General features: G+C 34.1%; 11 protein-coding genes. 6 read left to right on the plus strand and 5 right to left on the minus strand.

Annotated features, from left to right (window positions below; genetic code table 11):
* Positions 1-52 precede the first annotated feature (52 nt).
* Complete coding sequence (locus HB672_RS02915) at positions 53-1,189, plus strand: FtsX-like permease family protein (RefSeq protein ID WP_348272539.1); 1,137 nt, start codon at positions 53-55, stop codon at positions 1,187-1,189.
* On the opposite strand, the gene dusB is transcribed toward HB672_RS02915, so the two are convergent.
* On the minus strand, positions 1,186-2,178 hold the full coding sequence (dusB, locus tag HB672_RS02920) for a tRNA dihydrouridine synthase DusB (protein WP_167607426.1): 993 nt from the start codon (positions 2,176-2,178) through the stop codon (positions 1,186-1,188). The genes HB672_RS02915 and dusB overlap by 4 nt on opposite strands.
* Before the next feature lie 21 nt (positions 2,179-2,199).
* On the minus strand, positions 2,200-3,426 hold the full coding sequence (locus HB672_RS02925; RefSeq protein WP_167607429.1) for a M28 family peptidase: 1,227 nt from the start codon (positions 3,424-3,426) through the stop codon (positions 2,200-2,202).
* Positions 3,427-3,484: 58 nt separating this feature from the next.
* Between HB672_RS02925 and HB672_RS02930 the strand changes: the two genes are divergently transcribed.
* A complete protein-coding gene (locus HB672_RS02930) occupies positions 3,485-4,594 on the plus strand; it encodes a PD40 domain-containing protein (protein WP_167607432.1) in 1,110 nt (369 codons plus the stop codon).
* A gap of 60 nt (positions 4,595-4,654) precedes the next feature.
* On the opposite strand, the gene HB672_RS02935 is transcribed toward HB672_RS02930, so the two are convergent.
* Together HB672_RS02935 and HB672_RS02940 are read right to left on the minus strand one after the other, a co-directional pair.
* On the minus strand, positions 4,655-5,050 hold the full coding sequence (locus tag HB672_RS02935) for a hypothetical protein (RefSeq protein ID WP_167607435.1): 396 nt from the start codon (positions 5,048-5,050) through the stop codon (positions 4,655-4,657).
* A 17-nt stretch (positions 5,051-5,067) separates the two neighbouring features.
* Positions 5,068-7,476 carry an outer membrane beta-barrel family protein gene (locus tag HB672_RS02940; RefSeq protein WP_167607438.1) on the minus strand — a complete coding sequence of 803 codons (2,409 nt, stop codon included), beginning with the start codon at positions 7,474-7,476 and terminating at the stop codon, positions 5,068-5,070.
* A gap of 162 nt (positions 7,477-7,638) precedes the next feature.
* On the opposite strand from HB672_RS02940, the gene lepA reads away from it, so the two are divergent.
* Positions 7,639-9,435, plus strand: coding sequence for a translation elongation factor 4 (lepA, locus tag HB672_RS02945; RefSeq protein ID WP_167607442.1), 1,797 nt, complete (start codon positions 7,639-7,641; stop codon positions 9,433-9,435).
* Between the two features lie 2 nt (positions 9,436-9,437).
* Entirely contained in the window at positions 9,438-9,593 is a 156-nt protein-coding gene (locus tag HB672_RS02950; protein ID WP_167607446.1) for a hypothetical protein, read from the plus strand.
* On the opposite strand, the gene HB672_RS02955 is transcribed toward HB672_RS02950, so the two are convergent.
* Entirely contained in the window at positions 9,590-11,434 is a 1,845-nt protein-coding gene (locus HB672_RS02955; RefSeq protein ID WP_167607449.1) for a sodium:proton antiporter, read from the minus strand. The two genes, HB672_RS02950 and HB672_RS02955, sit on opposite strands and share 4 nt — an antisense overlap.
* Before the next feature lie 125 nt (positions 11,435-11,559).
* On the opposite strand from HB672_RS02955, the gene HB672_RS02960 reads away from it, so the two are divergent.
* Positions 11,560-12,408, plus strand: a complete 849-nt coding sequence (locus HB672_RS02960) for a universal stress protein (protein ID WP_167607452.1) — start codon at positions 11,560-11,562, stop codon at positions 12,406-12,408.
* Complete coding sequence (locus HB672_RS02965) at positions 12,405-14,597, plus strand: SulP family inorganic anion transporter (protein WP_167607455.1); 2,193 nt, start codon at positions 12,405-12,407, stop codon at positions 14,595-14,597. Before HB672_RS02960 ends, HB672_RS02965 begins: the two co-directional genes overlap by 4 nt.
* The last annotated feature ends 45 nt before the right edge of the window (positions 14,598-14,642 follow it).

The raw sequence follows: 14,642 nt of genomic DNA on the forward strand, positions 1-14,642 counted from the left end.
AAAGCGCTATCTGTTTTCTAAAAGCAGCAATAATGCTATTAATTTTATTACCATGATTGCGGCAATAGGTGTTATTATTGGTAGTGCATCCTTATTTATTGTGTTATCTGGGTTTGCTGGTTTAAAAGATTTTAGTCTTCAGTTTACATCGTTTGTGGATCCTGATCTTAAAGCAATTCCTGCTCAAGGAAAGTCCGTTACGCTATCTGAGGGTATGTTAAGCAAAATCAATGAGATTGAAGGGATTGCCTCATATTCTAAAATTATAGAAGAGCGTGCTGTATTAAATTTTAAGGATAAACAACTTATTGTAACCCTAAAGGGCGTAGATAATAACTATCCAAAGTCGACCATTGATTCTCTAAGTGTTATAGGGCAATGGTTTGAGCGTGGTACTGATCAAATAGTTGCTGGCTCTGGTGTTTCTAATTATTTGTCGTTTGGTATTTTTGATTATGGAGAAACCATCAAGATTTCTGTTCCAAAACCAGGAAAAGGACAACCTTCTTCTCTTAATTCCATTTTTAAATCGGTTAATGCTTTAAATTCTGGAATTTTTGTGGTTAATGAAGATCTTGATAATTCTATGGTTTATGCTAATTTAGAAACAGCACAGTACTTACTTAACTACAATCAAAATCAAATAAGTGGTATTGAGTTTTTGCTTAAAGATATTGAGGATATTGAGGCTGTACAAGAAGAGCTTGAGCTTGCTTTGGGAGGTGCTTTTGTACTTAAAACTCGAGAACAACTTAACGACGCACTATACAAAATGCTAAATACCGAAAACTTGGCTGTGTATTTAATTTTTACTCTGGTATTGATTATTGCTCTTTTCAATGTGATTGGTTCCATAATTATGATGATTCTAGACAAGAAAAACAACCTTAATACCTTGTATAATGTTGGCGCTACAGTAAAAGATATTAGAAAAATCTTCTTTTTACAAGGAAGCTTAATGAGTGTTTTGGGTGGTATTATTGGAGTTATTATTGGCTATCTATTAGTGCTTAATCAAGCTTATGGTCCAAATGCTCTAAAAGTGATGATAACCACTAATTTTCCTTATCCTGTAAGCATACATTTAGAAAACATTTTTATTGTATTTATTACCATAACAATTTTAGGAGTCTTGGCTTCAAAATTAGCTTCTTCTAGAATTACAAAACGATTAATTGTTGAGGCTTAAACAAACTGAAAGTCTGAAAACTTATCTTCAACTTCATTAAAAGCTGCAAAGACATCTTTTGCATCGTCGCTAGTAACCATTTTCATTCGGTATTCTTTAAAATGCGGAATCCCTTTAAAGTAATTGGTATAATGTCTTCTTGTTTCAAAAACACCTAATTTTTCGCCTTTCCAGTCTATTGCCATTTGCAAGTGTCTGCGGGCTGCTTCCACGCGTTCAGCTAAAGAAACTGGAGGCAAATGTTCTCCTGTTTCAAAAAAGTGTTTTACTTGTCTGAAAAACCACGGATTTCCAATGCTTGCACGACCAATCATTGCACCATCTAACCCAAAACTATCACGCATTAACATGGCTTTTTCTGGTGAATCTACATCACCATTTCCAAATACAGGAATATGCATTCTCGGATTGTTTTTCACCTCAGCAATAGGTTTCCAATCGGCTTCGCCTTTATACATTTGTGCTCTTGTCCTACCGTGAATTGCAATAGCTTTACAGCCAACATCCTGAAGTCTTTCAGCAACCTCAACAATTTTTATGGAATCATGGTCCCAGCCCAAACGTGTTTTTACAGTTACTGGCAAATTGGTGCGTTTTACCATTTCGGCAGTAAGCTGCTCCATTAAACATATATCTTTTAAAATACCTGCGCCTGCACCTTTGCTTACCACTTTTTTTACAGGACAGCCAAAGTTGATGTCTATAATATCTGGATTGGATTTTTCAACAATATCAATGGTCTGCAACATGCTTTCCATATTAGCACCAAAAATTTGGATGCCAACAGGACGTTCTTTTTCGTAAATATCGAGCTTCATAACGCTTTTGGCAGCATTACGAATTAAGCCTTCGCTCGAGACAAACTCAGTATACACGACATCTGCGCCTTGTTCTTTGCACAACGCACGAAAAGGAGGGTCACTAACATCTTCCATTGGCGCTAAAAGCAATGGGAAATCTGGTAACTCAATGCTGCCTATTTTAACCAATATAAATAATCGTTATTTGTACTAAAACTTTATTTCAGCAGACGCTTCTTTGCCATCTCGCTTGTAAGTAACCTTAGTAGTGTTTCCAGCTTCAAATACAGACAAAGCTCTCATGTAACTCATCATGTCTGTAATAGTACTATCTCCTAATTTTATAATAACATCTCCTTTTTTAAGTCCAGCTAAAATGGCAGGTTTATCTTCGGTTACACCATCTACGCGCATGCCTTCGCCGTCATATAAATAATCAGGTACAACACCCAAGCCAACTTTAAACCTTGGAGTTTCTTCGCTTTCGTTTTTAGTTTTTCTAAATGCTAGTTCTCCATTGTCATCTAAATCAGTAATAATATCAAAAATGTATTCCGAAATCATATTCATTCCGTCATAATTCAACTTCTCCGAATCATCTCCAGGTTTGTGGTAATCTTCATGTTGTCCTGTGAAGAAATGTAACACTGGAATATCAACTAAATAAAACGATGTGTGATCTGAAGGACCAACACCAGATTCGTTTTCAATAATTTTAAAGCCTTTATTACTAGAACTAATTACTTGCTTAAAATAAGGTGATGTCCCAACACCATAAACAGCCAATGTGCTATCGGCTTTTAAACGACCAACCATATCCATATTAAACATGTAATTAATAGAATCTGTTGGGATTGTTGCATTTTTTGCAAAGTAATTAGACCCTAAAAGCCCCATTTCTTCACCTGAAAAAGCCATAAACAAATAGTTGTTGCTTGTATTGGTTTCTTTTAGTTTGCTTGCTAAGTTTAGCATGACAGCAACGCCACTTGCATTGTCGTCTGCACCATTATGTATGGCTTTTTCTTCAGATCTATCAAGAGAGCCCTCGCCTCCATAACCAAGGTGGTCATAGTGCGCGCCAATTACTACAGTTTGCGATGCGTTATTATCAATAAACCCTAATACGTTTCTTCCTGTAATGCTACCATCTTCATTTACTGTTGTAAATTTTGCTTCAGAATGTGGGTCTGTTTTTGGTGTAAACGTAAAATCTTGAAAATAACCATTAGTACCTTTGCCTTCAAGCCCCAAGTCTTCAAAGCGTTTTGCAATATAATCTGCTGCTGCTTTCTCTCCTTCTGTACCTGTACCTCGACCTTCTAGCTTGTCATCAGCTAAAAAAGTAACGTCTTCTTTAATTTTATTTTCTGGCGTATATTCCTTTTTACATGCTACTAACGATAAAAAAAGAACTAAAAGCGATATTTTTTTCATAATATAAATCTTATTTTTGCGCAAAATTAGGCATTAAATGCCATTTATATAAAAAATCATGAAAAAAATAAGTGCATTTATTATCCTTCTAGGATTGTTAATAGTATCATGTAAATCAGAAAAGAAAGGAAACTCTACAGATGCGGCTTCTGGCGCAACTAACCAATGGGTAGATTCTTTAATATATCCTGAAGAAGTTCACTTTAAATCTATTCGTCAAGTAACCTTTGGAGGTGACAATGCTGAGGCTTATTGGAGTTTTGATGATAAGCAAATTGTTTTTCAATCTAATAACACAAATTGGGATGTTGAGTGTGACCAAATGTTTTTAATGAATGCCGATGAAACTTTTGATGAAACAATTCCACCAATGGTAAGTACTGGTTTAGGAAGAACTACTTGTGCGTATTTCTTACCAGATAACAAACATTTTGTTTATGGATCAACACATTTAGGTGGCGATGAGTGTCCTCCAGCTGCTTTGCGTAGAGAAGGAAAATATATTTGGCCTATCTACGAGAGCTACGATATTTTTGTTTCGGATTTAGAAGGAAATATTACAGCCCAATTAACAAACGAACCTGGATATGATGCGGAAGCTACAGTGTCTCCAAGGGGAGATAAAATAGTGTTTACATCTATGCGAACTGGTGATTTAGAGTTGTTCACCATGAATATTGACGGTACCGATGTGAAGCAAGTGACTCATGAATTAGGGTATGATGGTGGTGCATTTTTCTCACCAGATGGTACAAAGTTAATTTTCCGTTCTTCTAGACCTAAAACAGAAGAAGAAATTAAAGAGTATAAAGATTTATTAGCTGAAGGATTGGTGCAACCAACCGAAATGGAATTGTATATATGTAATGCTGATGGGAGTGATTTGCGTCAATTAACAAACCTAGGAAATGCTAATTGGAGTCCATTTTTTCACCCAAGTGGTGAGAAGATTTTATTCTCTTCTAACTTTGAGGCAGAAAGAGGGTTTCCTTTCAATTTATACATGATTGATATTGATGGGAAAAACCTAAAACGTATTACTCATGGCGAAACGTTTGATGCCTTTCCAGTATTTTCTAATGATGGAAAAAAGTTAATCTTTTCTTCAAACAGAAACAATGGTGGTGGTCATGATACCAACTTGTTTATTGCTGAGTGGCAGGATTAAAATAAAAGGGTTTGGCTATAAAAGCCATAGTGAATTACAACTGTTACTGTGTGGGGTTTTTTATTCGTATTCCGTCTTATGAAATTCCAACATTTTGTTAGTCAATAAGTTTATTTCTTTTTTCTCTTTTAGTTTAAAATCCACGAAAATTATAAGTCCAAAAGCAATAAGCGAAATTGGCAAAATCCAATTCCCCTTAATTATCGAAATAGTGGAAGTTAGTGTTCCGAATCCAATTAAAACTTTTAAAGCAGTATTCATTGGTGGTTTAAAATCGAATTTTAAATCATAATTTCCACTGTCATTTAAAAACCCTATTAGTCTGTGATTATTTGGAAAACGATTCCTCATTAATTCAAACTTTTCGGGTCCGATATAACCAGTATAAAACCCGTTCACAATTAACTTGTTTAAAATTCTCAAGTTTTTGTCGCTTCTGGTTATTGTTTGTCTCATTTCTTGAATAAACTCAACTAATGCTTATTACTAAGTCGCTCCCGCTCTTCTACAGAGCTAGTACGCTCATTGGTTGATAGCTTGGTATTTCCAAACTTGTATCTAAAACCAAGGCGAATATAACGGTCGTCAATATCAATATAGTTTGTATGCTTTTGGTAATTAGGGTTTCCTTGGTCAAACAATTCTGTGGCGACAAAAAAGTTTTGCTCGTTCAACAGATCTGAAATAGATAATGACAAAATACCTTTACCCTTAAACATCGACTTCCTAATAGAGAAATTTGTAAAAATAGTGGTGCCTACATCTTGGAGTCCTTGAACGTTTTTGTGAACATATGTTAGGGTGAAATTAGCCGTTAAGCTATTATCTTTTAAAAATGTAAAATCGTTTTGAAGAATGCTATAGTTGGTCCATTTTCCTTTTGAAAATGTTGAATTAAACAATGTTGCGTTGTCTTGGTATTTATAAAACGATGTGCCAAAATAAGTACTCCATTTTTGTGTCACATCAAAATAGGCTTCAAAATCCAATCCTATCTCTTCTGTGTGGTTAATGTTTACCGAAGTATGTGCAAGTGTGTTATTGGTGTTATCTTGAATTGGCAACTCAAAAATATTATTCTTGTATTTTTTATAATAGGTTTCAACAACAAACATGTCGTTTATAGAAAACCCCAATTTATATTGATCAGTAAAAAAAGGTTTTAAATTAGGGTTTCCAGTTACATAAGTGTTGTCGTTTAAATAATACCTAAACGGATTTAAATGACCATAATTAGGTCTTGTAATGCTTCGCTTATAGTTAACATATATGTTTAACTTCTCAGAAGCTTGAAGTCCTAAATTTGCTGTTGGAAACCACTCTAAGTAGTTTTGGTTATTGTTTTCGGTTACCGATTCAGACTTTGCTTCAATATTAGTTTGTTCAGCTCTAAGACCTGTGCTTAACGTCCATTTCTCCCAGTTTTTATCATAGCTTATATAGCCAGCAAACACTTTTTCATTGTAATTAAAGGCATCGTTTTTTGCTGGGTCTTTAACTGATGAGTTGTTAATTATGTCGTAATGCTTTATTTCACTATTGGTAGTGATGTCGGAATACTTTGCTCCTATTTCAAAGGTTGAAGACTCACTTAGCGGTACAAAATAATCTGCTTGTGATGTAAAAATTTCAGTGGCTTGGTCCGAGCGTGTCTTAAATGTGTTATTGCTATCAAACGAGCTATTGCCTAAAAAATAATCAGTGGTTACACCTTGTTTCCTTCTGTAATCGTAATTTGTATAATGTGAATTAAAAGAAAGTTTGGCTTTGCTGCTATATTTATGAACTAAATCTAAGTCGAAACCCATATTATGTTTAACGTCCCTTGAAATATTGTTCGAAAAAAAGTGCGCTATGTTGTTGGGGTTGTTGGGTAAAACCTCGGTTTTACTTTTGGTCAATCTTTTGTAATATGGCACAAACTGAGTGTTGGCTGCTGCGCTTAAAGTCGTGTTCTCGTTTATATCCCAGTCAAAATTTGCATTGGCATTATGTGTTTCAACCCAAGTATTTCTATCAATATCTGTATTCCAAAATTGATTATTCGAAAAGTCGATAGTTTCCTTATCTACACGATCAATTTTCTGCCTACCGTAGCTGTAGTTGGCAAAAAAGCTAATGTTTTCACCTTTAAAATAATTTGTCATACCATAATTGGCACTTGGAAACACACCTTGAGTTACCCTGCTAAACACACTTCCGTTATAACCAGAAATTACATTTTTAGCCATCACAATATTTAAAACAACACCGCTTTCTGCATCATAACGAGCTGGTGGATTTGTGATAACTTCAACCGATTTAATATTAGATGCCGAAGTGCCCTGAAGCAGTTCTACAATCTCGCTTGACGAAATATGCACTTTTTTATCATTAATATATACTGTTGGTTGCGATCCTTTAACCGTAATTGCATCGTCCATAACAATAACACTTGGAGTGCTCCTTAAAACCTCCATTAAATTTCCTTCACTCAAGGCAGTGCTCTCAACATTAAACACCAATCTATCAACCTCTCGTTTAAGTGTTGGTTTTTTATAAACCAGTTCAATTTCTGATAACGCTTCAATAGATTCTTCTAAAATAATTGTTGGGGTTTGAGTATCTTGAGAAATTATAATGCTTGAATAATTGTCAATATAACCTATAAAACTTGCCTTTAAGATGTAGTTATTTGGAGCAACGTTATTAAAAATAAATTTACCGTTATCATCTGATGTTGTTCCAGAAACTATTGTTGAATCTTGACTTTGGAGTAATAAAATATTTGAATACGCAACTGGACGATTTGATTCATCAACAATATTCCCAGATAAAGTAAAGGATTGAGACCAAATGGTTGTTGTGCTTAAAAAAAGTAAGGTTATATAAAAAATCCTCATATTCAATTTAATAGCTTTTGCATTTTACAATCACAAACTTATAATAATAAATCGAAACCATATTACGTGTTTTCCGTAATCTTTAAAGCACTCGTTTAGGGTTTTACAAAATTTATTTTGTGTATTTTTGCGATCTGGTAAAAATACCTCCTAAAAGGATAGATGAAAAAGATTAGAAACTTCTGCATTATTGCACATATAGATCACGGAAAAAGTACGTTAGCCGACAGGCTACTGGACTTTACTGGTTCGGTTACTGAGCGTGAAAAACAAGATCAGCTTTTAGACAGTATGGATCTTGAAAGAGAGCGTGGTATTACTATAAAATCGCATGCCATTCAAATGGATTATAACTATAAAGGTGAGGATTATGTCCTTAATCTTATAGATACTCCTGGTCATGTGGATTTTTCATACGAAGTATCAAGATCTATTGCTGCCTGTGAAGGCGCCTTACTTATTGTAGATGCTGCACAAAGCATACAAGCGCAAACCATTTCTAATCTATATCTTGCTCTAGAGAATGATTTAGAAATAATTCCTGTGCTTAATAAAGTAGATTTGCCAAGCGCAAACCCTGAAGAGGTTACTGATGATATTGTTGACTTATTAGGCTGCAAACCAGAAGAAGTTATTCATGCAAGCGGAAAAACTGGATTTGGAGTTGATAAAATATTGGAAGCTGTTATTGAGCGTATTCCTGCTCCAGCTGGAAATGTAGATGAGCCTTTGCAAGCATTAATATTTGATTCGGTTTATAATTCTTTTCGTGGTGTTGAAACTTATTTTAGGGTTATTAATGGCTCTATAAAAAAGAACCAACAAATTAAATTTATTGCTACTGGTAAAACTTATGGTGCAGATGAGGTTGGTACTTTAAAGCTCAAACAAGTTCCAAAACAAGAAATAAAGGCAGGTGATGTTGGTTACGTAATTACTGGAATTAAGGAAGCCAAAGAGGTTAAGGTTGGAGACACCATTACTGATGCAAAAAATCCAACTACAAATGCTATTGAGGGTTTTGAGGATGTAAAGCCAATGGTATTTGCTGGGATTTACCCTGTTGATACTGAAGATTACGAAGAGCTTAGAAATTCCATGGAAAAGCTACAGCTTAATGATGCCTCTTTGATTTTTGTTCCTGAAAGCTCAGCAGCTCTTGGGTTTGGTTTTCGTTGTGGTTTCTTAGGAATGCTGCACATGGAAATTATTCAGGAGCGTTTGGAGCGTGAATTTAACATGACCGTTATTACAACCGTGCCAAATGTTAGTTATCATGCTTTTACAAGAAAGTATCCAGACCAACCTATAATAGTAAATAATCCTACCGATTTGCCTGAACCTTCTGGTTTAGATCATGTTGAAGAGCCATATATTAAGGCAACCATAATTACAAAAGCTGATTTTGTAGGAAATGTGATGTCCTTATGTATTGAAAAAAGAGGTCAAATTACTAATCAAACATACTTAACTACTGAGCGTGTTGAATTATCGTTTGACATGCCTTTAGCAGAAATTGTTTTTGATTTTTATGATCGTTTAAAAACAGTCTCTAAGGGTTATGCTTCTTTTGATTACCACCCAATTGGAATGCGAACTTCTAAATTAGTACGCGTAGATATTCTATTAAATGCTCAGCCTGTAGATGCGCTTTCGGCATTAATTCATGCAGATAATGCACATCATATTGGTAAAAAAATGTGTGAAAAACTAAAAGAGTTAATTCCTCGTCAACAATTTGATATTCCTATTCAGGCTGCAATTGGTGCAAAAATTATCTCTAGAGAAACAGTAAAAGCACTTAGAAAGGATGTAACAGCAAAATGTTATGGTGGTGATATTTCACGTAAGCGTAAATTGTTGGAAAAACAGAAAAAAGGTAAAAAACGTATGCGTCAAGTAGGTAATGTAGAAATACCTCAACAAGCGTTTATGGCTGTTTTGAAGCTAAATGACTAGCCATGAACAAAAGACAAGTCATTGGATTGATATTATTAATTGCAGCAATTACATGTTATTTTTTGCAACCTTTTAAATCGGATATGTTTGATTTCTTCTCTGGTATTATTGCAGCAATTGGTGTTGGATTATTAGTTGGTTGGATTAGAAAAAATTAAGCAATTTCAGTAACTTCAACGTCAAAAGGTCTCCCTAAATACACTAGTTTACTTCCTTCATCTACATCTTTAACGTCTTTGTTAAAAGATGATATAATATGCAACTCGCCTGTATGGTCTTTTACAAATAAAGGAATGACGTCTTTATCATTATTGGTTATTTCAATAAGTTCAAGGTAATGGGCTTCATCTTTTAAATTAATTTCTTGAATCGATGGAAATTTTTGGGTTAGCTCAAAAAGTGTGTTATAATCATCTGTTTGACTAAACAGTCCTTCTTTTGGATTGTTCTGGTCGTCTAACATTTCATCTTTTGTGACGAGTCTAAATGACCCGTTTTCACCAAATTGCTCTCCAAACTTATCAATAGCATATTTGTTAATATCGGAATTACCTGTTAAAGCCATTAAATACCCAATATCGTTTAATTCAATGTTATCTGTCAGTGTTTCAGAATAAATATTAGTATCAAAGGCCTCTAGCCCAAGCTCTTTAGCTTTTTTAATATTGGTTTGATTGCTATCTATTAACACAACGTGTCTTCCGTTGTTTTCTAAATAATGTCCTAAAAGGCGTGATATTTTGGAGGCTCCAACAATTAAAATTCCATCAGATTTTGTTAAAAATACCCCAACAATTCTTGCAAATAATCTTGCTGTAGTAGCATTTAGCAAAACAGTCCCCAGCACAATCATAAATACCAGCGGCGTAATATATTCTGCTCCTTCAACTCCTTCTTTTATTAACTTACTACCGAAAAGAGACGCAATACCTGCAGCAACAATTCCTCGTGGTCCAACCCAGCTAATAAATAGCTTTTCGTTGAGCTTAAGATTTGAGTTGTAAGTGCTTAAAAACACTGCTAAAGGCCTGACTACAAATACTATTGCGGCAAATAATATGCCTGTTTTCCAGCTATATAGCAGCTCTAAATCTTCAATATTTATATTAGCGGCCAATAAAATAAATAGTATGGATATTAACAATACACTTAGAGATTCTTTGAAATACAAAAGTTCTTTCAAGTTTTCAAGTTTTCCGTTACCGAGTACCATTCCCATGACAACAACCGCCAGTAGCCCTGATTCGTGAGCAAATATTTCAGACTCTACAAACACCAGTAAAACTGTTGAAAGTGACACCACATTAAGCAAATAATGAGGGATTAGTTTCTTGTTTATAGCAAAGGCTAAGGCGTGAGCAAAAGTGAATCCGAATGTCGTTCCAAAAAGAATGATTTTTCCAAATTCCATAAGTGCCGTTTTTGTAAAACCACTATCACCACCAACACTTATAAACTCAAAAACTAATACAGCTACCAATGCGCCAATAGGGTCAATAAGAATGCCTTCCCACTTTAAAACTGCAGACACGTCTTTTTTAAGGGGAATGTTTCTCAAGATAGGTGTAATAACTGTTGGGCCAGTTACAATAATTAGCCCAGAAAATAAAAATGAAATTTCCCAACTTAAATCAAAAACAAAATGTGCTAAAATACCTGCAGCAAAAAATGTAACAGCCGATCCTAGAGTAATTAACTTGGTAATTACTGGTCCAACATTTCTTATTTCAGAACGCTTTAATGTTAAGCCTCCTTCAAATAAAATAATACTTATGGCTAACGACACAAAATAGTATAATCCTTCTCCGGGAAAAAGACCTTTTTCTCCATTCCATATTGGTTCTATCCATTTTGCTCCGTCTTCACTTAAAAATTCTGCTGCAATTGGACCTACTAATAAACCAATTAAAATCAGTGGTAATATTGCAGGAATTTTAAAACGCCATGCAACCCATTGAGCTAAAATTCCTAAAATAATGATTCCTGCTAGTTCTAACATTTTTATTACTTTTTTGTGAAAATACTAAACAAATATAATAGTAAAAACGACCTAAAGATTTAAATAGTTGTAGTTTTTGAAAAAGTACTATCTTTCAAAACTTATTAATATAAGATTAAATAGTATTGTCTCTAAAACCATTTAAAAAAATAGGAATTGGTGTTACCTTTTCCCCAAATCTCAAAGCCAATATTCATGAAGCCTCAAGGCTAGCATTAAGGTTAAGGTCTAATTTAGTATTGATACATGTTGGAGAGCAATCAACTGATAAGGACGCTAAGTTTAATGCTATATTAGAGCCTTTTGTAAAAAAAGGGCTTGTTTTTGAGATAATTTTTAAGCCAGGAAACCCTGTTGATGTCATTTTGTCTATCACTAATGAAAAAAATATAGATTTATTGATTCTTGGTGCGCTTCAGCGAGAGAATTTTTTAAAATACTATGTTGGGTCAATCGCTAGAAAAATTACTAGAAAGGCACAATGTTCTGTTTTATTACTAATCAATCCTTCTGTTGAGCATATAGCTTGTCAGCATATAGTTGTAAATGGATTAAAAGACCCAAAGACTACTCAAACAATTAATACAGCTTTTTATGTTGCGCATCAACTTAATTCTGAACGTATTACAATTGTAGAAGAAATTAATCAGGATGAAATAGCTATTAAGGTTGATGACGATAAGTCCTTAAGAAAAACTAATATTTTAAAAGAACGGATTAGACAACGTGAAGCTTCTAGAATAAATGAAATTATTAAAACCATAGATAGTGAATACACTAAAAACATATCTATAAAATCCCAACCAATTTTTGGAAAGCAGGGATACTCAATAGGTCATTATGCTCAAATAATGCGAGCTGATTTATTAGTGATGAACGCGCCTTCAAAAATGACGTTTTGGGATAGATTATTTCCCCATGATATAGAACATATTTTAACCGAATTACCAACTGATGTATTAATCATTCAATGAGTCCAAAGAAAAATATTCTGATAGATTTTTTAAAATCTATGCCAAAAAACATTTTTTCTGGTTTTGTGGTAAGTCTTATTGCTTTGCCATTAGGTCTTGGACTAGCCATGGCAAGTGATGCTCCTCCTATTGCTGGAATCATCGCTGCAATAGTTGGAGGTTTATTGGTTTCTATTTTAGGTGGAAGCCATGTAACCATTTCAGGGCCTGGTAATGGGTTGGTTGGTGTTTTATTGGTTGCAATATCAACGTTAGGGTTGGAAAGCGCTTATGCTGCAATTATTTTTTCTGGAATCTTGATGATTCTTTTGGGGTTTCTCCGTTTGGGTAAACTGGCTGATTTCTTTCCCTCTTCTGCAATTCAAGGTATGCTTGCTGCTATTGGTTTGATTATTCTGGGAAAACAATTTCACATTATGTTAGCTCATAAGATAGATAGAGCCGATACAATCGATTATTTATTGGAGATTCCTTACACAATTAATGATGCCATTCACTATACAAATCCAGGATTGATTTATGCAGCAATCATAGGTGTTTTAAGTTTATGCATCATGTTGTTCTATCCTAAAATTAGAAATAAATACCTACAATTAATACCTGCGCCAATGTGGATTGTTATTTTATCAATTGGTTTTAGTTATTATTTTGAGTTAGTAGCGCATGAGGCTAACCCAATAGATAAAAATTACATGATTTCAGGAATACCCAATATCAGCACTATTATATCTGAAATACCAATCATAGATTTTAGCAAAATTGGAACAACTGCTTTCTGGGCAAGTGTTGTTGCTTTAACTCTTATTGCTAGTATTGAGTCGTTGTTAAGCATAAAGGCGGTTGATAAGCTCGACCCTCAAAAAAGACGCTCTAATGTTAATAGGGATTTAAAGGCGCTTGGATTAGCTTCAGTTGGTAGTGGTTTCTTGGGAGGGTTAAATGTTGTAACGGTTATTGCAAGAAGTTCTGTTAATGTAAACAATGGAGGAAGCAATCGTTCGTCAAATTTTTTCCATGCGCTTTTTTTAGTCATTTTTATAGTGCTTTTTAGTACTGAATTAAAACGAATTCCGTTACCAGCACTAATGGCAATACTAGTGTTTACTGGCTACAAACTAGCCTCTCCCAAAACCATCAAAAATATATTTTCGATAGGTAAGGAACAGCTTATTATATTCTTTGTAACTCTATTTGTAACGCTAAAGGTTGGTTTAATTACTGGAATCACTTCTGGTGTTGTTGTAACATTTATTATTCATATAATTATGAATAAAGGAGTGTCATTATTTGCTAGAAATGTTTTAAAGCCAAATGTTCTTATGTTTAAAGAAGATGAAGGAGGCAATTATTATGTGAGTGTTAAACACTTTTGTAGCTTCTTGAATTTTTATAGACTAAAAGAAAAGCTAGATGCCATTCCAGAAGACCAAGATGTTGTAGTAGATTTCTCTTTATGTCAATTTGTTGACCATACGGTGATGGAAAACCTTAATGATTATCAAGAATTATTCACTAAAAGGGACGGTCATTTTGAGGTAATTGGTTTAGATATGCACGATACCGATTCGAAGCACCCTTTTGCCATGAGGCGTCTGTTACCTGTTCCTAATTTAATCAAGAACAGTTTGACTAAACGACAATCTGCAATAGAGGGTTTTGCTAAGGATTATGGGTTGAATTATAATGCTGACAAACAAAGGGAAACGCATTTTTTAGATTATTTTTTATTTTTTAGAACCAAAAAAATCAATCACATCTACAATAAGCAATCTGAAAAAAATCTAGCAATAAAACTGTTTGATATTGAGTTTTCTGAAGGGGAGTTTATAGCAAAAGAAGTTGTGCGTTCAACTATGCTACATATTCAATTAGATAAAAACATTCCTGAATTTACCTTAGATAGAGAAGGTTTTTTAGAAAAAGTATATGCATTTGCGGGATTCAAGGATATTCCTATTCAAGACCATAGTGATTTTTCCAAACGTTTTTATCTTCTTGGTGAGGATGTTGAGGCTATAAAAACATTTTTCAAAGACGACATTACTCATTTCTTCGAGAGCAATCCATATTATCATATTGAAAGTAACGGAAATGCTATTTTAGTGTTTGGTAAAGAGCGGTTAGCTAGCATAAAAGAGATAAAAGCACTATTTGATTTTGGAAAGCGTCTAAAAGACGTTATCTCTTAATATATTCTTAACTTTTTCTTGTAATTCTTCTCATTTTATTACTTT

The sequence above is a fragment of the Gaetbulibacter sp. S0825 genome (genome assembly GCF_011777505.1).
Lineage (GTDB): Bacteria > Bacteroidota > Bacteroidia > Flavobacteriales > Flavobacteriaceae > Pontimicrobium.